The sequence below is a fragment of the Pseudomonas sp. WS 5503 genome (assembly GCF_012985385.1).
Taxonomy (GTDB): Bacteria; Pseudomonadota; Gammaproteobacteria; order Pseudomonadales; family Pseudomonadaceae; genus Aquipseudomonas; species Aquipseudomonas paracarnis.
The window spans coordinates 100,424-118,569 of the sequence record NZ_JAAQWI010000012.1 but is presented as its reverse complement, the minus strand read 5'-3'; the positions used below and the strand labels follow the sequence as shown (position 1 = coordinate 118,569).

At 60.0% G+C, this 18,146-nt stretch carries 16 protein-coding genes; 6 read left to right on the top strand and 10 right to left on the bottom strand.

The window, feature by feature from the left end; genetic code table 11:
- Nucleotides 1–119: 119 nt before the first annotated feature.
- The 6 genes from HBO10_RS26625 to HBO10_RS26600 form a co-directional block, all read right to left on the bottom strand.
- Nucleotides 120–836: an MgtC/SapB family protein gene (locus tag HBO10_RS26625; protein ID WP_003190369.1), complete on the bottom strand. Its 717-nt coding sequence runs from the start codon at nt 834–836 to the stop codon at nt 120–122.
- 163 nt (nt 837–999) lie between these two features.
- On the bottom strand, nt 1,000–3,705 hold the full coding sequence (mgtA, locus tag HBO10_RS26620; RefSeq protein WP_034127078.1) for a magnesium-translocating P-type ATPase: 2,706 nt from the start codon (nt 3,703–3,705) through the stop codon (nt 1,000–1,002).
- An 809-nt stretch (nt 3,706–4,514) separates the two neighbouring features.
- Nucleotides 4,515–5,114, bottom strand: coding sequence for a GNAT family N-acetyltransferase (locus HBO10_RS26615; protein ID WP_034127077.1), 600 nt, complete (start codon nt 5,112–5,114; stop codon nt 4,515–4,517).
- Between the two features lie 11 nt (nt 5,115–5,125).
- The gene (locus HBO10_RS26610; protein WP_034127076.1) at nt 5,126–5,470 is read right to left on the bottom strand and encodes an FKBP-type peptidyl-prolyl cis-trans isomerase; all 345 of its coding nucleotides are present in this window, start codon (nt 5,468–5,470) and stop codon (nt 5,126–5,128) included.
- Between the two features lie 256 nt (nt 5,471–5,726).
- A complete protein-coding gene (locus tag HBO10_RS26605; protein ID WP_034127075.1) occupies nt 5,727–6,347 on the bottom strand; it encodes a lipoprotein in 621 nt (206 codons plus the stop codon).
- A 78-nt stretch (nt 6,348–6,425) separates the two neighbouring features.
- Nucleotides 6,426–7,394, bottom strand: a complete 969-nt coding sequence (locus tag HBO10_RS26600; RefSeq protein ID WP_034127074.1) for a hypothetical protein — start codon at nt 7,392–7,394, stop codon at nt 6,426–6,428.
- A 203-nt stretch (nt 7,395–7,597) separates the two neighbouring features.
- On the opposite strand from HBO10_RS26600, the gene HBO10_RS26595 reads away from it, so the two are divergent.
- Both HBO10_RS26595 and HBO10_RS26590 read left to right on the top strand, forming a co-directional pair.
- The gene (locus tag HBO10_RS26595) at nt 7,598–9,094 is read left to right on the top strand and encodes a helix-turn-helix transcriptional regulator (protein ID WP_034127073.1); all 1,497 of its coding nucleotides are present in this window, start codon (nt 7,598–7,600) and stop codon (nt 9,092–9,094) included.
- 102 nt (nt 9,095–9,196) lie between these two features.
- On the top strand, nt 9,197–9,469 hold the full coding sequence (locus HBO10_RS26590; protein WP_003190355.1) for a DUF1652 domain-containing protein: 273 nt from the start codon (nt 9,197–9,199) through the stop codon (nt 9,467–9,469).
- Here the strand turns inward: HBO10_RS26590 and HBO10_RS26585 are convergent.
- The 3 genes from HBO10_RS26585 to HBO10_RS26575 form a co-directional block, all read right to left on the bottom strand.
- Nucleotides 9,432–10,625: an MFS transporter gene (locus tag HBO10_RS26585; RefSeq protein WP_034127072.1), complete on the bottom strand. Its 1,194-nt coding sequence runs from the start codon at nt 10,623–10,625 to the stop codon at nt 9,432–9,434. The two genes, HBO10_RS26590 and HBO10_RS26585, sit on opposite strands and share 38 nt — an antisense overlap.
- Nucleotides 10,626–10,713: 88 nt before the next feature.
- Nucleotides 10,714–11,022, bottom strand: coding sequence for an RcnB family protein (locus HBO10_RS26580; protein WP_034127071.1), 309 nt, complete (start codon nt 11,020–11,022; stop codon nt 10,714–10,716).
- Nucleotides 11,023–11,240: 218 nt separating this feature from the next.
- The gene (locus HBO10_RS26575; RefSeq protein ID WP_052199957.1) at nt 11,241–11,732 is read right to left on the bottom strand and encodes a transposase; all 492 of its coding nucleotides are present in this window, start codon (nt 11,730–11,732) and stop codon (nt 11,241–11,243) included.
- 269 nt (nt 11,733–12,001) lie between these two features.
- Here HBO10_RS26575 and HBO10_RS26570 point away from each other — a divergent pair, with 269 nt between their 5' ends.
- The 4 genes from HBO10_RS26570 (at nt 12,002) to HBO10_RS26555 (ending at nt 17,044) form a co-directional block, all read left to right on the top strand.
- Nucleotides 12,002–12,559 carry an XRE family transcriptional regulator gene (locus HBO10_RS26570; RefSeq protein ID WP_034127262.1) on the top strand — a complete coding sequence of 186 codons (558 nt, stop codon included), beginning with the start codon at nt 12,002–12,004 and terminating at the stop codon, nt 12,557–12,559.
- Nucleotides 12,560–12,570: 11 nt separating this feature from the next.
- Nucleotides 12,571–13,917: a glutamine synthetase family protein gene (locus tag HBO10_RS26565; RefSeq protein WP_034127069.1), complete on the top strand. Its 1,347-nt coding sequence runs from the start codon at nt 12,571–12,573 to the stop codon at nt 13,915–13,917.
- 19 nt (nt 13,918–13,936) lie between these two features.
- Nucleotides 13,937–15,037: a DNA alkylation repair protein gene (locus HBO10_RS26560; RefSeq protein WP_034127068.1), complete on the top strand. Its 1,101-nt coding sequence runs from the start codon at nt 13,937–13,939 to the stop codon at nt 15,035–15,037.
- A 147-nt stretch (nt 15,038–15,184) separates the two neighbouring features.
- On the top strand, nt 15,185–17,044 hold the full coding sequence (locus HBO10_RS26555; RefSeq protein WP_034127067.1) for a DUF3857 domain-containing transglutaminase family protein: 1,860 nt from the start codon (nt 15,185–15,187) through the stop codon (nt 17,042–17,044).
- 132 nt (nt 17,045–17,176) lie between these two features.
- On the opposite strand, the gene HBO10_RS26550 is transcribed toward HBO10_RS26555, so the two are convergent.
- Complete coding sequence (locus tag HBO10_RS26550; protein WP_034127066.1) at nt 17,177–18,070, bottom strand: LysR family transcriptional regulator; 894 nt, start codon at nt 18,068–18,070, stop codon at nt 17,177–17,179.
- Nucleotides 18,071–18,146 lie beyond the last annotated feature (76 nt).

The following is an 18,146-nucleotide window of genomic DNA, read 5'->3' as shown; positions in this document are numbered from 1 at the left end:
AACAGCCGCAAGTACCCAACTTTAGCAATGCAATGATGTTTCAACCGAAGGGATAATCCGGACAACATGTAGGATTTTTCCACATGCAAGCTTAGCCAATCCTGGCCAGCCCATAAGGATCAGTCGGTGGTGCTCGGACTCCAGAAGGCCTGCACCACCAGGGTTGACGTTGAGAGGCGCGCCACCAGCGCGTCCAGTTCGTCGCCATCCACCGACGTGGCGGCCAGGATGGCCTCGATTTCCACTTCGTCACTGCCGAACGGTCGCACGTCGACGTCGCTGGCAGGGTAGTTGCAGCGTGCCAGCTCGGCTTCCAGTAACACCATCACGGCCTGTTGCTGACTGCGGCGCGCAATGACATAGAGGATATTGGTGACCTCTGCCGACACCACGTCCAAGGGCTGACGATTGATGTTGTTGACGATCGGCCGCAGCAAGGTGTTGGCCGCCAGCACAAACAGCGTGCCCAGCAACGCCTCGAGGATCAGGTCGGCGCCGGCGCAGGCACCCACCGCGGCCGAAGCCCAGAGGGTGGCGGCCGTATTGAGCCCGCGCACATTGCCCTCCTCCCGCATGATCACACCCGCCCCCAGGAAGCCGATGCCCGACACCACGTAAGCGACCACGCGCACCGCGCCTTCCGCACCGCCCAGTCGGTTGGCCATGTCGACAAAGATCGCCGCGCCCACCGCCACCAGCACATTGGTACGTAAGCCGGCGGTGCGCTGGCGGTACTGGCGCTCGAACCCGATGAGGCCACCGAGAATAAACGCAGCGCTGAGGCTGACCACGGTGTCGACCAGGGAGTTGAGGTTGATGTTGTTGATTGCCTGCATAAGAAATCTCCATGAATGCAGCGGCACATTGGTAACTCGCAGGTCCCTGTAGGAGCTGGCTTGCCTGCGATAGCGGTACACCACCAATGAATCTGGCGACTGATACACCGTCATCGCGGGCAAGCCCGGCTCCCACAGGATTTGCGATGTTGCATGGAACCTGTTACTGCCAGCCAAACCTGCGAATGTAGTAGCCCTTCACTGCCTGAGTCAGCGCCATGTAAGCCAGCAAAATCACCGGCAAGAACACGAAGTACAGCGACGGCAGCGCCTGCAATTTGAAGTAGTGCGCCAAAGGCCCCATCGGCAGGAATATCCCCACGGCCATGATCACGCCGGTCATCAACATCAACGGCAGCGCTGCGCGGCTTTGCAGGAATGGGATTTTTGGCGTGCGGATCATGTGCACGATCAGGGTCTGGGTCAGCAGCCCCACCACAAACCAGCCGGATTGAAATAGCGTTTGGTGGTCTGGAGTGTTGGCATCAAACACATACCACATGAGTGCGAACGTGGTGATGTCGAAGATCGAACTGATCGGCCCGAAAAACAACATGAAGCGCCCCACTTCCCCCGGCTGCCAGCGTTGCGGCGTGGCAAGCATCTCGTCATCGACGTTGTCGAACGGAATCGCAATCTGGGAGATGTCATACAGCAGGTTTTGCACCAGCAGGTGCATCGGCAGCATCGGCAAAAACGGGATAAAGGCACTGGCCACCAACACCGAGAACACGTTGCCGAAGTTCGAACTGGCGGTCATCTTGATGTATTTGAGCATGTTGGCGAAGGTGCGCCGGCCTTCCAGCACGCCCTCCTCCAGGATCATCAGGCTCTTCTCCAGCAGGATGATGTCAGCCGCTTCCTTGGCGATGTCCACCGCACTGTCCACCGAAATCCCGATATCCGCCGTGCGCAACGCCGGAGCGTCGTTGATGCCATCGCCCATAAAGCCGACCACATGTCCGTTGGCCTTGAGCAGCCGCACGATGCGTTCCTTGTGGCTGGGCGTGAGCTTGGCAAACACATTGGTGGTTTCCACGGCCAGGGCCAGTTCGGCGTCGCTCATCGCCTCGATGTCGTTGCCCATCAGCAAGCCTTGTTGCTCCAGGCCCACTTCGCGGCAGATCTTCGCCGTGACCAGTTCGTTGTCGCCGGTCAACACCTTCACCGCCACGCCGTGGGCCTTCAGGGCCTTGAGGGCGGGCGCGGTGCTTTCCTTGGGCGGGTCGAGAAACGCCACGTAGCCGATCAGCGTCAGGTTGTTTTCATCGGCCAGGGTGTAGGTGTCACGTCCTGCCGGCATCGGCTGCGCCGCTACCGCCACCACCCGCAGCCCTTCTTCGTTAAAGGCCGCGGTCACCTGGCGAATGCGCGCCAGCAGTTCGTCGGTCAGTGCCTCATCGACGTCACCATGACGCACGCGATTGCACACCGACAAAATTTCCTCCACCGCCCCTTTGCAGATCAACAGGTGCGGTTGGTGCTCCTCGGCCACCACCACCGACATGCGGCGGCGGTTGAAATCGAATGGGATCTCGTCGACCTTGTGGAACGCGGTACCGACTTTCAGCTCACGATGGATGTCCACATGCTCGAGCACGGCCACATCCAACAGGTTTTTCAGGCCGGTCTGGTAGTAGCTGTTGAGATAGGCCATTTCCAGCACGTCGTCCGACTCCTGGCCCCACACGTCCACATGGCGCGCCAGGAAAATCTTGTCCTGGGTGAGCGTGCCGGTCTTGTCGGTGCACAGCACGTCCATGGCGCCGAAGTTCTGGATCGCGTCCAGGCGCTTGACGATGACCTTCTTGCGCGACAGAAACACCGCGCCCTTGGCCAAGGTCGAGGTGACGATCATGGGCAGCATTTCCGGGGTCAAGCCTACCGCAATCGACAGCGCGAACAGCAACGCCTCGGTCCAGTCGCCCTTGGTGAAGCCGTTGATGAACAGCACCAGCGGCGCCATCACGAACATAAAGCGAATCAGCAACCAACTGACCTTGTTGACCCCCTGCTGGAACGAGGTGGTCGCACGGTCCGTCGCCGTGACGCGTTGCGCCAAGGCACCAAAATACGTGCTGTTGCCGGTGGCGAGGATGACCGCCGTGGCGGCGCCGGACACCACGTTGGTGCCCATGAACAGAATGTTCTCCAGCTCCAGCGGGTTGCGCGTGTGGGCGTCCTGCTGGTGGGCGAACTTTTCCACCGGCATGGATTCACCGGTCATAGCCGCCTGGCTGACGAACAAGTCCTTGGCGCTGAGCACGCGGCAGTCCGCGGGGATCATGTCGCCGGCCGACAACACAATCAGATCGCCTGGCACTAGTTGTTTGATCGGCAGTTCAATGCGCTTGGCAGCATCGCGGCGCAGCACCGTCGCGGTATTGCTCACCATGGCCTTCAAGGCGTCGGCGGCCTTGTTCGACTTGGCCTCCTGCCAGAAGCGCAACAGGGTCGAGAGCACCACCATGGAGAAAATCACCGTGGCGGCCTTCATGTCTTCGGTCAGCCAAGAGATCACCGCCAACAGGGTCAGCAGCAGGTTGAACGGATTCTTGTAGCAATGCCACAGGTGCACCCACCACGGCAGCGGCTGTTCGTGCTCGACTTCGTTAAGGCCGTATTGCACGCGCAAGGCGTCGGCTTCCTGAGTGCTCAAGCCCTCGGCGTGGCTGCCCAGCACGCCCAGCAATTGCACAGTGCTGCGGTTGGCAGAGGCCACCAGTGTCTGCGCCAGGCTGGGCGGTACTTCGCGGCTGACGCTGGCATCGGTCACGGTCTCCAGCATCGCCAGGCGGCGAAAATGCCGCGCGATATGCCGGGTCCGCAGGAAACCGGCGAAGAACTCTTTGAGCAAAGTGAGGTTCATGGTGTAACTCCTGCGCGAGGAAAAACCGTCGTGCAGGTACTGCCCGTCCACACCGCGCCCGTCACACAGGCACAGCCGAACCTGGCCCGCCCGCCGTAACAGGCAGGCGCGTCCGTAGCATCCAGGCGTTACCCAGGTGCTGGTCAGCGTCGATGAGAGGGAATCAGGCAGGTGCCAGGACTGGCCACCGCCGGGATGCCGCTTCTCGCTTTATGAGGCGAGACAACGGCATCTGGAAAATGCGCGTTACCTTGCCAAGTAGAGGCCGGTTACCGAAACCGGCCGACGACTGTCACTCGAACAAGTACCCACTGAGGGTCTCCGCTATTGATGAAAACGCGCGAAGCTTACGCCCCGATGTTGGCGGAGTAAACCGTAGGAAAGTGGCAGGCTGGTGAATAGGAAGATTCTTCAGGATGGGTTCAGGAAAGAGCGTTTTGCTTACTTTTGTCTGGGCCGGCATTCCGGCTTTTCAAAAGTGAGCCGCTGTAAAAGCGGAACCCTAAGTGGCCGTTACCGCAGGAATGGATATGTACACGGTCCAACTGTGTTGACTGTCAGGCCGTCTTCGCAGGCAAGCCAGCTCCCACATTTGGATCGCGGTGCGTCAGCTCGATCAGCGTCGACTGCCAGGCCGTCACGGGAGCAAGCTCCCTCGCCACAGGTCCAGCGTCGCGCCGAAGTTGTGTAGATACCTATGCTGCGATAGCGGTGTGTCAGCTACAAATTCACTGCCTGGCACTCTGCATACGCAACGATACGGCGGCACGCCTAATCAGCGTCTACATGGGATTGATGTACATCCCTGGCTATGGCGTATCAGGTCGATCCCTTTCAACCAACGCCACGTAGTCTTCAATGCTCGCGCTGGCAACACCCTTTACCTGGATAGACACCTTATTCACCTGCCGACCCATCGTGATGCCCTCGCGGGTACGCACCTGTACATAGCCAAGTCTGGGCCAAAAACGCTCGGCCCTGGTATTGCCCACCACTACCGTCAGCCGCAGCCACTGGGCGCCCTTCGCCACCGCCCAGGCCTCAAGGTCCGCGTGCAAGCGCTGCGCCAGCCCGCTGCCGTGCCAGCGCGCATGCACCAGCAGCAACCCGATGTGCCACACCCCGGTAGCGAGCAAATCCGCGGCGATATTCACCACGGCGACCAGGTGGCCCTGCGCATCTCGGTAACCCAGCCAGTACAGGCGGCTGCAATGCCAGCCGGCGGGTAATTGGCCGCGTAATTCTTCCCGTGCTTCGGTCGGGGTAGCCGGTTCGCCATTCACCGCGATGAAGTAAGCCGGCGCCTGTTCAAAAAACTGCTGCAGCTCAGCTTCATCGCAGCCAAGCAGCTCAACCACCCGAATGCCTTCGAGGAAACTGCCAGGCAACACCTGTGGATCAACGTCCATGTTCAACCTCTTCAATCATCCCGCGTCAGCACTTCCAGCAATTCAATTTCGAAGCGCAGATTACTGTTGGGTTTGATATGCGCCCCCATCGAGCGCTCGCCATAGGCCAGGTGCGCCGGTACATACAACGAGCGTACACCGCCAACCTGCATGCCCATCAAGCCCTGGTCCCACCCCTTGATCACGCGGCCAGTGCCGATCACGCACTGGAACGGTTTGCCCCGCTCCCAGGAGGAATCGAACACCGTGCCATCTTCCAGGGTGCCGGTGTATTGGGTGGTGATCAGCGCGCCCTTGACCACGGCTTTGCCGTCGCCCAGGCGGATGTCGGTGACCTGTAGTTCGTCGTTGCTCATGGGGTTCTCATTGAAGGGGCCAAAGGCTGGGGTTTTCCCAGAATCGGAGGGGTTTGGCAAGTGCAGGGAAATGGCCAACGTGATGGTGGACCGTTCGCTGGAATGCATACAGCCGCGTCAGAATCCAATGTGGGAGCTGGCTTGCCTGCGAAGGCGGTGTGTCAGTCAATGCACCTGTGACTGCACGACCGCTTTCGCAGGCAAGCCAGCTCCCACATTGAATCTGCATGCATTCAGAGGTCGCCGTGTCGACCCTTTACAACCAATGCCAGAACCGGCTCCAGAACCCGCGCCCCAACTCATCCTTGCACCCGGCATATTGGCGCGCATACATCTGCGAACGCGCCTGTACCTTGCTCGCTACCGGCGGCAGCCAGGCTTTGCTGGCATAGGTGCGCTGGCGGTAGCCGCCCCAGCCTTCGTGGTAGTTCAGGTACTGGCCGTAGGCATCGTATTTGTAGACGCCGTTGATGGTGTAGGTCTTGTCCATGTACCAGCCGATAAAGTCGATCGCGTCGTCGAAGTCTTCGCGATCAGCGCCGCTGCGGCCGGTGGCTTTGCGGTAGTCGTTCCATACTTCATCCTTGGCCTGGGCATAGCCGGAAGCGGTGGAGACGCGGCCCCAAGGGATGATCCACAGCAGGTATTTACGCGGGGTCTTGGCGTCGTGGCGAAAGCCCGACTCCTGATACATGATGGCGAACGGCACCTGGATCGGTACGCCCCAGCGCTTTTGCGTGACCTTGGCGGCGTCGTACCAGTCGTCTTTTTCGCGGAAGATACCGCAGAGGTCGTTGGGCGTGCGTGGCGGCGAGGTGCCGCACGCCGCCAACAGGGAAGTGAGTAATAACAGTCCGACGGCTTTGCCTGCGCTCAAGGGTCACCTTTGTGGGATAAGGGTAAAATGCCAGCATTTTACCCCTTCACACAGGCGGCGTCCTTGCCGCAGACATCTTTAAGCCAAAGGCACGCGACGGGTAGTCAGCGCGATACGACCAATAAAGAAGCTCAACGCCGCACCCAACAGCAGCATGGCCAAGGTGCTCCAGGCCGCGCGGGACAGTTGCTTGGCAGCGACTTCACCGGCTTCACGGGCTTTCTGTTCAGCCTGCTTTTTCAGCTCATCGACCTTTTGCATGGCTTGCTGATAAGCCTGGGCATAGTTGTCGACGATCTGCGTGGCTTCTTCTTTGCTCTTGCCAGTGCGGGCCGCGACGATGTTGACCAGCGCCTCTTTATCCGCTGCATTCAATGCTGGCTCGCCGGACGCTTTCACACGTTCGAACCATTGCTTGAGCTCATCACCGGCCTGGGCAGGATTGGTCGCTGCATCGGTAGCCGACTGCTTGCCATCGGCAGCTGCCTGATCGGCTTTCTGCTCGACATTGGCAGGGTCCAGTTCAGCCTTGCCGCTCTGCTTGAGCAAGGTATCCAGTTGGCCTTGCAGGCTGTTCCAGTCCAACTCGATGCCCTGCTCGTTCAACTGTTGCTTGATGCTATTGCCAATCCCCGGCGCGGCGGCAGCAATGCCACTGCCCGCAGCAGACAGACCTTTACCCACCACGTTGCCGGCCGTACCGACCACGCTGGAAGCCAGGCCCGCCAACAGCCAAGTGGTGAGCAAGGTGGTCAAGGTCCAGGTCAGCACCCCATGCAGGCCGCCACGATCCGGCGCGGTGCGGCCGGCCACGAATGCGCCCAACACGATGGCGACCAGTGTCGATACAAACAGCCAGATACCCGCACCCGTGCCAAAACCGCTCAACGGGTTGCCCGCTTCCATCGGGTCAACGGCACTGGCGCCAATGGCGGTGCCCAACACACTCAAGACCAGGTAGGTGACCAGTGCGATTGCACTACCGGCCAGCACCGAGCTCCACGACACTCGAAACAGCGATCGATTGGTTTCATAGACAGTGGTCATACAAAGGTCCTTTTCAAATTGAGGAGCAAGGCAATGCGCCTTGATGGGTGTGAGTGTGGCGAAACGACATACGTTCAGTCCTGGCCCATATGCACCAGGTGATCTGGTGCATTCGCACTGCCCCATGGGCAATTACTCTGCACTATCCTGAAGCCAGGATGTCGTAACCCAATGTGCCTTGCCCTGCCCTAATCGGAGACGTTATGACCCAGGATGTTCTCGCCAAAGAAACCAACCGCCGCCAACTGCAGACCATCATCTCGGGACTGTCCGACGGTGTGATTCTGGCCGAGGTCGACCAGACCATTCTCTGGGCCAATGAAGCGGCGTTGACCATGCATGGGGTCAGCGAGGTCAAGGAACTGGGCGCCAATACCGAGGCGTACGCCAAACGCTTTGCCCTGCGCTATCGCAACAACCATCCCTTGCCACTGGACAGCTACCCCCTCAGCCGCGTGGCTGCCGGCGAAGAGTTCAGCGATGTGGTGGTGGAAGTCACACCCGCCGACGACGAACACCGCAGTTGGGTACATCGCCTGCGCAGCCTGGTGCTGACCGATGCCCAGGGTGAACCTGAGTTGCTGGTACTGATCCTCAGCGACGCCACCGAATGGGCCAGCGCCGAACAACGCTTTGAGAAAACCTTCAACGCCAACCCGGCGCCCGCGGTGATCTGTCGTCTAAGCGACCTGCGCTACATCAAGGTCAACCAGGGTTTTTTGGAGATGACCGGCTACAACCGCGACCAGGTTATCGGCAAATCCGTGTATGAACTGGATGTGCTGGAACAGGCCGAGCGCAAGGACCTGGCGATCCAGCGCCTGGGCGAAGGAGCGACCATCCCGCAGATGCAGGCCGAACTGAGACTGCCCGAAGGTGGCAGCAAACTGGTGATTGTCGCCGGCCAACCGTTGGACATGAACGAGGAAGACTGCATGCTGTTTTCCTTCACCGACCTGGAGCCACGGCGCAAAGCCGAGATCGCCCTGCGCCAGAGCGAAGAACGCTTCGCCAAATCCTTCCGCCTGACGCCCGTGCCGACCCTGGTATGCAGTGCCGACAACCGCCAGGTGGTAGACATCAACGAAGCCTTCATGAGCATCACCGGCTACATCAGCGAGGAACTGATTGGCAAATCCATCGAAGACATCAACTTCATCGACAGCCCCCAGGCCGGCGCGCAGTTGTTCGCCACCCTGGAAAAAGCCGGCAACCTTGAAGGCCAGGACCTCAAGGTGCGCAAGAAAGGCAACGAGGTGATCGACTGCGTGGTGTCCGCCGACACCGTGATTATCCAGGACGTGCCCTGCTACCTGATGGTGCTGATGAACATCACCGAGCGCAAACGCTCGGAGCTGGAACTGGTGGCGGCCATCGAGGAAGTCATGCAGGACGCGTCCTGGTTCAGCCAAACCCTGATCGAGAAGCTGGCCAACGCCAAGAGCGTCAACAGCCCCAACCTGCCGAATGTTTCCTTCACCGACCTAACCGCCCGCGAGCGCGATGTATTGGGCCTGATCTGCGAGGGCCTGGCGGACAAAGAAATCGCCTCGCGCCTGAAACTGGCGCCCAACACCGTGCGCAACCATGTGGCCACGGTGTATTCCAAGCTGGGGGTGCACAGCCGTAGTGCAGCGATCGTCTGGGCCCGTGAACGCGGGCTGTTTGCCAGCGATTTGCGCCTGAAAAACAAACCCTGACCCTGCAAATGCACTAGTGCGACTAGTGCGAATTCGCCTTATTGAGCGGCGGTGCAAGCAATAACCTTCAAGGGATCGTATTTATGCCTAGAAGGAACCCGCATGTTTACCCTCTCTCAGCTGCGCAACTGCATCGAAGAAGGCCTGTCACCGCTGACGTGCGAATTCACCCTGTGCCGGGACGCGTCCTTGACCCTCAAGGTCTACGATGCCGAGACCGGCCGCGTCGACCTGGTGGTTACCGGCATCAGCACCAACCGCCTGCAGACCCCGCAGGAAGTAGCGAAAATGGTGGATGAATTGCGCTACGAGCTGCAAAGCAACAACGTCGGCAAGCTCACGCTGGATGATTTGCCTTTATCGCCGCTCCCATGAAATAAAACACCCCGCCGGCAACGATAAACGCCCCCAGCATGTAGAACATGTAATGGGCCGGCAGGCTGGCCAACACCAGCCCACACAGCACCGGCCCCAGCGCCGCACCGAGGTTGGACAGGTTTTGCGCCCCGTAATACATGCCCCGCAGGTGGTCCGGGGCAATTCGGTCGATAAACATGTATTCGGCCGGAAACACGATGATCTCCCCGACGGTGAACACCGCCATCGCCAGCACCCAGCCCACCACGCTGGTGGACAGCCCGAAGCCAATCAACCCCAGCATGAACATGCTCAAGCCAGCGATCAGCCACTGGCTCAGGTAACGGTGCGAGATGCGCCGGCCAATCAAGTACTGCAAGGCAATCACTAGCACGGCGTTGGTGGTCAGCACCGCGCTGATCACCGTGTAGGTGTATTCGGCGGTCGTGGTGGTCACCAGGTATTGCGACAGATAGGCCGTGAACTGGCCGAACACCACCGCGCTGAGTAAACCGCCGAGGGTGAAGCACACCAGGCGACGGTCCTGCAGCAAAACGCGGGCGACGGCAAGGAACGGCAGCGGCTTTTGCGTGGCGTCCACCGTGGCCAAGTTACGGTCACCCCAGCGCCCGTACAGCAGAAAAAACCCCAGCCCCAACAGCGCCGACAGAATAAACGGCAGGCTGATATCCAGCTTGGCCACCATCGCGCCAAAGAACGGCCCCACGGCATAGCCGATATTGGTAAGGGTGTACTTGATGGAAAACACCTCGCTGCGCGCGTCTTCGGGTAGCAGGCTGGCGAAGCCGGCTTTCACCGCAATATCAATGACGGCGTAGGCCAGGTTGATCAGGATCAGGCAGCCATAGAACGACCAGATATTTTGCGCCAGCACCGTGCCGATAAACCCCAGCACAAACACCAGGCTCAAGCCGAGCAACAGGCGATAGCTATTGATGCGGTCGACCAGGAAACCACCGTAGACACTGAGTAGCGAACCGACGATCAGCGAACTGCCGATTACCAGGCCGACCTGGGTAATGTCCAAGGCGAAATGGCTGGTGAGGTAGATCACGAGATAAGGAAAAGTGATGGCCTTCGCCAGCGTAAGCAGCAACGTGGCGCACAGCAACAGGTTCACGGTGCGGGGGTAGTTTCTGATGGTGGCAAGCATCCTGCTCTCGTTCTTCAAAGGTAACGCGACCATTGCGGTCGGTTACCTTAACGCAAGAAACATGAAACGAGCAGATGCCCCGGCGGGATTATTTCTTGACTGGCGTAATCTCGAGGATGGTGCCGTTGGTGGTCTTGAGGAGCACGTACTTGTCGCCTACGCGCGCCCACTGGCTTTCTTCTTCGGGCTGCTTGAGGCCGCGCTTTTTCCAATCGCTGATGGCCGACTCCTTGCGCATCAGGATATCCGGAGCGCGGTCGCCTTCTTTCAAATCACGAGCGTTGATGTTTGAAGGTTGCACGGTTTCCTGAGGGGTATCGCCGGCCTGCACTACAGCGCTGACGGAGAAAAAGCTGGCAGCGACCAGCAGGCAAGCGGCTAAGGTTTTCGACTTCATGGGTGCTCCTTCAATTAATGGTGCGTACCCAGATTCCGACCGCGGCGGCGCGTAATCATTCAGCCGTATTTCCCTGCGGCCAGAGATTGCTCCCGCTGGGCTGCGCAGCGGCCCCAACCCATTCACCGCATGTTTTCAGTGGGTACGCGGTCGGGCTTTTTGGGGCCGCTTCGCGGCCCAGCGGGAGCAAGCTCCCTCGCCACAGGGGGGGTACACCGTTATAGCCAGGCAGCGTCCCAGAGCGAGTAGGCGCCAACATGCTCGACCAGTCCGGCTCGCAGTGGGTTGGCGATGATGTAGCGAGCAGCCTTGATAAGGTCTTCATCGGCCCGCACCGCACGATCATGATAGCCGTACTGCCAAAAAGCACCGTGCGTGCGACGGGCTCGGTTGATGGTCAGTGTGCTGCGCGACTTCACCCGTTTCATCACTTCAGGCAGCGTCGCGCCTCGCAATTCAAATAACCAGTGAAGGTGGTCCGGCATAATGACCCAAGCCAGCGAGTTGACCAGTCCAAGGTCATGGGCTCGTTTGAGCTCGGCAACCAATAGCCGCCCAAGGTAAAGATCGGCAAATACCGGGCGACGTTGATAAACCACGGCAGTCACCAAATAAGCTCGACCAGGTTCTGAATAACAGCCACGTCGCAACAAATGAGAGTTGGGCTTGTGAAGCAATCCTTTGCTCTCCTGAATGGTTGAATGGTCCATTCAACCTAGCAGGCACCTGAGATGTCCCTGCCCAATACAGTTTCCCCATATTTCCCAATCCTTTGTGGCGAGGGAGCTTGCTCCCGCTGGGCTGCGCAGCAGCCCCAAAAAGCCACACCGCGCATCCACTGAACGCATGCGGTGAATGGGTTGGGGCCGCTTCGCTGCCCAGCGGGAGCAAGCTCCCTCGCCACAAGGGTTTGTGCATAGGGTTTGCGAGCGTGAAAATAATCATGTATTTTTTCATGAAATTATTCGAATTAAATTTCATGACCCCTCAAGAAGAACTCGCCACCCTCGCGGCGCTGATCCACGACCTGCGCAAGCACAAGAAACTCACCCTGGCCCAACTTGCGCAAAAAATCGAACGGTCGGTGGGGTTTCTGTCCCAGGTCGAACGTGGCCTGTCGCGCCCGACCGTGGCCGATTTAACCGCCATCAGTCACGCCCTCGATGTGCCCACCACCTATTTCTACAGCCTGCCCAAACCCAAGGCGGTGGATTGGGTCACACGCCCCAACGAGCGGCGCACGGTGTATTACGCCAATGGCATCACCGACATCCTGATGTCGCCGAGCATGCACGGCGCGTTCTCGATGCTCGATAGTCTGTTGGCCCCCGGTGCCAACAGCGGTGAGCAAAGCATGAGCGACCGCGCCGAGCAGGCCGGTTTTGTGCTGGAGGGCGAGCTGACGCTGTGGGTTGAGGGTGAGCCCGATGCGGTCACCCTCTACGAAGGCGACAGTTTCCACCTCGCCAGTTTCGCCCACTGCCGCTACGCCAACCTGACCGACCTGCCCGCCCGCGTCTTGTGGGTTTACAACTAGGAGCTGCACCCGTGAAAAGCCATTCCTCCACGTTGCTGGCCGAAGTACGCAGCTTTCGCCAGAACCACCCCGACGTGCGCTATGTCGACCTGATCGCCCTAGACATTCCCGGGCATTTCTACGGCAAGCGCTACCCCGTGGAGATGCTTGAAAAAGTCGCCGCTGGCAGCCCGCTGAAGCTGCCGCAGAATGCGGTATTGCTGGGGGTCCAGGGGGGGTTGTTCAAGATTGGCGACTACTGCTTCAACGATGGCGACCCGGATGCCAATCGCCGATTGGTACCCGGCACGCTCAAACCGGTGAACTGGGAGTCGCAGCCATTGGGGCAAATGCTCATCACCTCGGACGGCACCGAAGCGCCCATCGAGTTCGAACCCCGCGAAGTCCTGGCCAAGGTCCTGGAACGCTTGCAGCATCAGGGCATTCATCCCGTGGTGGCGTTTGAGCTGGAGTTCTACCTGTTCGATAAACAGCTGGAAAACGGCCTGCCGCAATTCGCCCGCGACCCGCTCAGTGGGGATGCCGACGACCAGCCCAACCTGCATATCGAACGGCTGTCGCGTTTCAGCGACGTGCTCGACGACATGGCGCAAACCGCCAAGGACCAAGGCATCGACATCACGGTGATCACCGCCGAGATCGGCCCCGGCCAGTTCGAGATCAACTTCGGCCACTGCGATGACGGCCTGCGCGCCGCCGACTGGGCCGCCCTGTTCTGCCGCAGCACCCGTGGCGTTGCGCTCAAGCATGGTTACCGCGCCAGCTTCATGGCCAAACCCTATCTGCAATTTCCCGGCAGCGGCATGCACGTGCATGTCAGCCTTTACGACGCAGCGGGCAATAACTTGCTAGCGGCCCATCAGCAGCAGCCATTGCGCCACGCCGTAGCCGGTTGCCTGGAATTGCTGCCCCACTGCATGCCGATCTTCTCGCCCAACCACAACGCCTTCCGTCGCCTGGGCGGCACGGTCAACGCTGCGACACGGGCGAGCTGGGGCTTTGAAGACCGCGATGCCTGTGTGCGCATCCCCGATTCCGACCCGCGCAACCTGCGGATCGAGCACCGCCTGGCCAGCGCCGATGCCAACCCTTACCTGGTGCTGGCGGCAATCCTGGTGGGCCTGGAGCACGGGCTTGAGGCCAAGCGCGAACCCATCGCGCCATTGAACGAAGACCGCAACAGCGGCACCGATTTCCCGGTGGAAATGCTCGACGCCGTGCGTGCCATGCAGCAGCAACCAATACTGCGCGACAAGCTGGGCGCGGAATTTGTCGAAGTGTATTGCGAGAACAAACGCCAGGATCACCTGGCATTTCAACAAGAGATCCATGCGCGAGAATATCGCTGGTTTCTCTGACCCCACCATGGAAATGCAGATGAGCGACCAAGCCGCCCCGGCCCTCAAGGAAATCTTCAACATCGAACGCCTGCAACACATCGCCACCGAAATGACTGTGGTGTACCCGGCGTTCGACGCCAAGGGTTTTCTCCAGCACGCTTGCGTCGGGCTGGCCGAGTTATCGGTGATGCAACGCATGGCCCGGGTCAGCGAGAGCCTGCACGCGGTGATCCCGCTGGATTATGCGCAAACCCTCAAGCTGCTTTACGCTCTGGCACCGCGCATCAACAGCGGCTTTGTCAGCCTGTTCCTGGCGCATTACGTGGCGAGTTATGGCCTGGGTGATTTCAAACGTTCAATGGCCGCGCTGAAGTTTTTCACCACCTTTGGTTCGGCCGAGTTCGCCATTCGCCACTTCTTACTGCACGACTTCGAGCGCACCTTGGCAGTGATGCAGCAATGGTCGCTGGATGGCAACGAACACGTGCGCCGCCTGGCCAGTGAAGGCTCACGCCCTCGCCTGCCTTGGTCGTTTCGCCTCCCCAACGTGCAGGCCAACCCCGAGTTATGTGCGTCGATCCTGGATAACCTCAGGGCCGACAGCAGCCTCTATGTGCGCAAGTCGGTGGCCAACCACCTCAATGACATCACCAAGGACCACCCCGACTGGGTGCTCAACGTGATCGAAGGCTGGAACCTGGCCAACGCCCACACCGCCTGGATCGCTCGCCATGCGTTGCGCAGCTTGATCAAGCAAGGCGACACCCGCGCGCTGACGATCATGGGGGCCGGAGCCAAGGCTGAGGTGACGATCCGTGGACTGAGCGTCACCCCCGCCGTGATCCGATTGGGCGAGCGGATCAATCTGTCATTCCAGCTGGAATCCACCGCCAACCACGCGCAAAAACTGGTGGTGGACTACGCCATCGACTACGTAAAAAGCGCTGGCCACAGCGCATCCAAAGTGTTCAAGCTCAAGGCTTTTACCTTGGGCGCCGGCGAACGGCAGACCATCAACCGCGAGCAGCACATCCGCGAATTGACCACGCGCAAGCACTACCCCGGCACGCATCGGATACATGTTTTGATCAACGGTGAACGCCTGGCCAGTGCAGAGTTCGAACTGCTGAAACCTTGACACAAATCAAACAAAAGGCTCTAGCACGGGCCTTTCAGCCCGATAAATTGTCGAACAATCCTGGCCTTTGCCGTTGAGATCCATTATCATCCGGCGCCTTCTCGCTACCCGCCGGGTAGCTGTTTCAATGTGTCACCCGAGGCGCCCATGTACTGTTTTTCGTTTCACCGCCCTTTGATTGCCATCAGCCTGGGGCTGGTTTCCCATTCCGTCAGCGCAGCCCTGCAACCCATAGCCGAAGCCCCGCTGGCCAGTGACACCGAGTTGCACTGCCACTTCAACCGCGACGCCAGCACCGACTGCACCACCACTTACCGCTACACGATCCTCAAGGCCAACGGCCGCGAAATGCTTTCGCGCATCGACTTCGACTACTCCGAAGCCGACACCTTTGAAGTGGTCAGCGCTCAGTCCACCCAGCCTGGCGCCAAGCCCGTCGCCCTGGCCGCCACGCAAATCGATACCCGCAGCGCACCCAACCCGGACCAAGGCTTCAGCCGCGACAAACAAACCTCCCTGGCCTTCCCCAACCTGCGCGTGGGCACGCAGATCCGCTACACGGTACGCCAGCATTACCCGGCCAAACCGCTGATGACCCAGTTCCACTATGTGCTCAAATTCGGGCCCAGCTCAGCCCGCCGCGATCGCTTCAAGGCGCGCTTTACCGCCGAACGACCGATGCAGTGGCGAAGTGAATTGTTCGACGGTTTCAAGGTAACGCCTTCGAGCAACGGCAAGACCCTGGATGTGGTGCAAAAAGCCCCGACCTACCTCAACTACATCAATGAATCCTCCGCCGCCGCACTGCTGCGCGTCCCACGCCTTGAAGTGGGCAGCGCCGTGGACCGCCAGGCGTACTTCGGTGATTTCGCCCAGCGTTACAACCAGATCCTCGGCGCCACCCTGCCGGCGCAAGCCGCCGCCGCCGTGGCCGCCGCACGCAGCCTGGCGCCAGCTGAGCAAGTCGCGGCAATGATGCAGCACATCAATGATCACTACCGCTACCTGGGTGACTGGCGCGCGACCGAGCGCGGCTATGTGCCGTTCAGCCTGGCGGAAATCGAGCAGCACGGCTACGGCGACTGCAAGGACCTGGCGACGCTGCTGACGGCCATGCTCAAGGCCAGTGGCATCAAGGCTGAGACCGCGTGGGTCAGCCGTGGTGACGTGGTCGATGCCCTGCTGATTCCTGGCACCCAGGCGCCGAACCACGCCATCGTGCGTGCCGAAGTGAATGGCCAGGTGTGGTGGCTTGACCCGACCAACCCGGTCTTCGCCCCTGGCCAGACCATGCCCGATATTCAGGACCGCTGGGTGTTGGTCAACGATGCGCAGGGCCAGGTGCGCGAAGAACACATCCCACTGGAGCGCCCCGAAGTCTCGATACGCCTGGACAAACAGGTGCAGTACGGCAAAGAGGGAGATGGCGCGGTCAAGGCGACCATTACCTTCAGCCGCCTGCCGCTGATGCAACTGAGCGTCGCAGACCGCCAGCAAGGCACCACCGCCACCGACCAGAACATCTGCGCCAACTTCGGCAACGATATCAGCGACTGCCAGATCACCCGCGAACCCACCCGCTTTGTGGTACATGACGGCTACAGCGTCACCGCCCGCATGAACGATCAGCGCGCCCTGGAAAAACTGGCCAATGACTATGTCTACACCGACCCTTCCTTGAAAGACCGCTGGGAGGGCTACATCAACTATCGCCGCCAGGGGCAACAGGCCGACCTTTACCTGGGCAATCCTGAAACCTATGACTACACCTACACCCTGGCAGGCGGGAAGATGGAAAAAGCCATCCCCGGCTGCAAGGTACGCTCGCCCTGGTACGACCTCGACCTGGACGGAAAACTGGAGGACGGCTCGCTGCGCTATCACTATCGCCTGAGCCAGAAAAAGCGCTGGCTGACCCATGCCGAAGTCACCAGCGATGCGTTCGGAAAGATGATTGAAGAGGCCCGGGCCTGTGCCGAGCAGGTGCATCAGGTAGTAAAGCTCTAGACTGTCCCTGACACACCACGATCCAAATGTGGGAGCTGGCTTGCCTGCGATGACGGCCGGTCAGCTTGCCCATCGGTGACTGGCACACCGCCATCGCAGGCAAGCCAGCTCCCACATTTTAATCCGTGTGTGTCAGCGGGATTCGCCGAGCAACAAGCCCTGCTCCCTTGCGCACAGCTCCACCACATAATCCCACAACACCCGCAACCGCACCGACTTGTGCAGCTCCCGGCGCGAACTGATCCAATAGCTGCGCTGGATACCCTCCGCCGGTAGCAACGGCACCAACTCTCCATCCCCAGCCGCCATGAAACATGGCAACACCGCAATGCCCAACCCCGAACGCGCCGCCTGGTGCTGGGCGATCACGCTGGTGCTGTGGAACACCACCCGGGGGCTACGGCAGAAGCTGTTGAGGAACTTCAATTCCTGGCTGAACAGCAGGTCATCGACATAATCGATCCAGGCATGGGCAGAGAGGTCTTCACGTTTTTCGATGGGCGGGTTACGCGCCAGGTAGGCACGGCTGGCGTACAGCGCCAGACGATAATCGGTGAGTTTGCGCGTCACCAGTTGATCGGCGCTGGGGCGTTCCAAGTGAATGCTGATCTCCGCTTCGCGATTGAGGATGCTGACGAAACGCGGCACCGCGACCAGCTCCACCTCCAAACCTGGATAGCGTTCAAACAACCCGCCCATGCGTGCGGCCAGAAACATCACGCCCAGCCCTTCGGCTACACCAAGGCGAATCTTGCCCAGGGGCGCCGCAGAGTGGGTGAGCTCGTCTTCGGCCAGCAGTGCCACGTTTTCCATAGCTTCGGCATGTTTGAGCAATGCTTCGCCGGCAGGCGTCAGTTCATAGCCCTGGGCGTGCTGTACGAACAGCGCCGTGCCGAGGCTTTTCTCGATGGCGTCGATATGCCGCGCCACAGTGGCATGCGTGGTTTTCAGGCGTTGAGCGGCGGTGAGCAGGCGGCCACTGCGCTGCAACTCGAGAAAAAACCGCAGGTCATTCCAGTCGAACATATCGCCTCCAGAGCCTGGGCCCGCCGGCGCTGTTTAAAAACGCACAGCGGGTGGGTAAAAACTAACATTTTTAAGA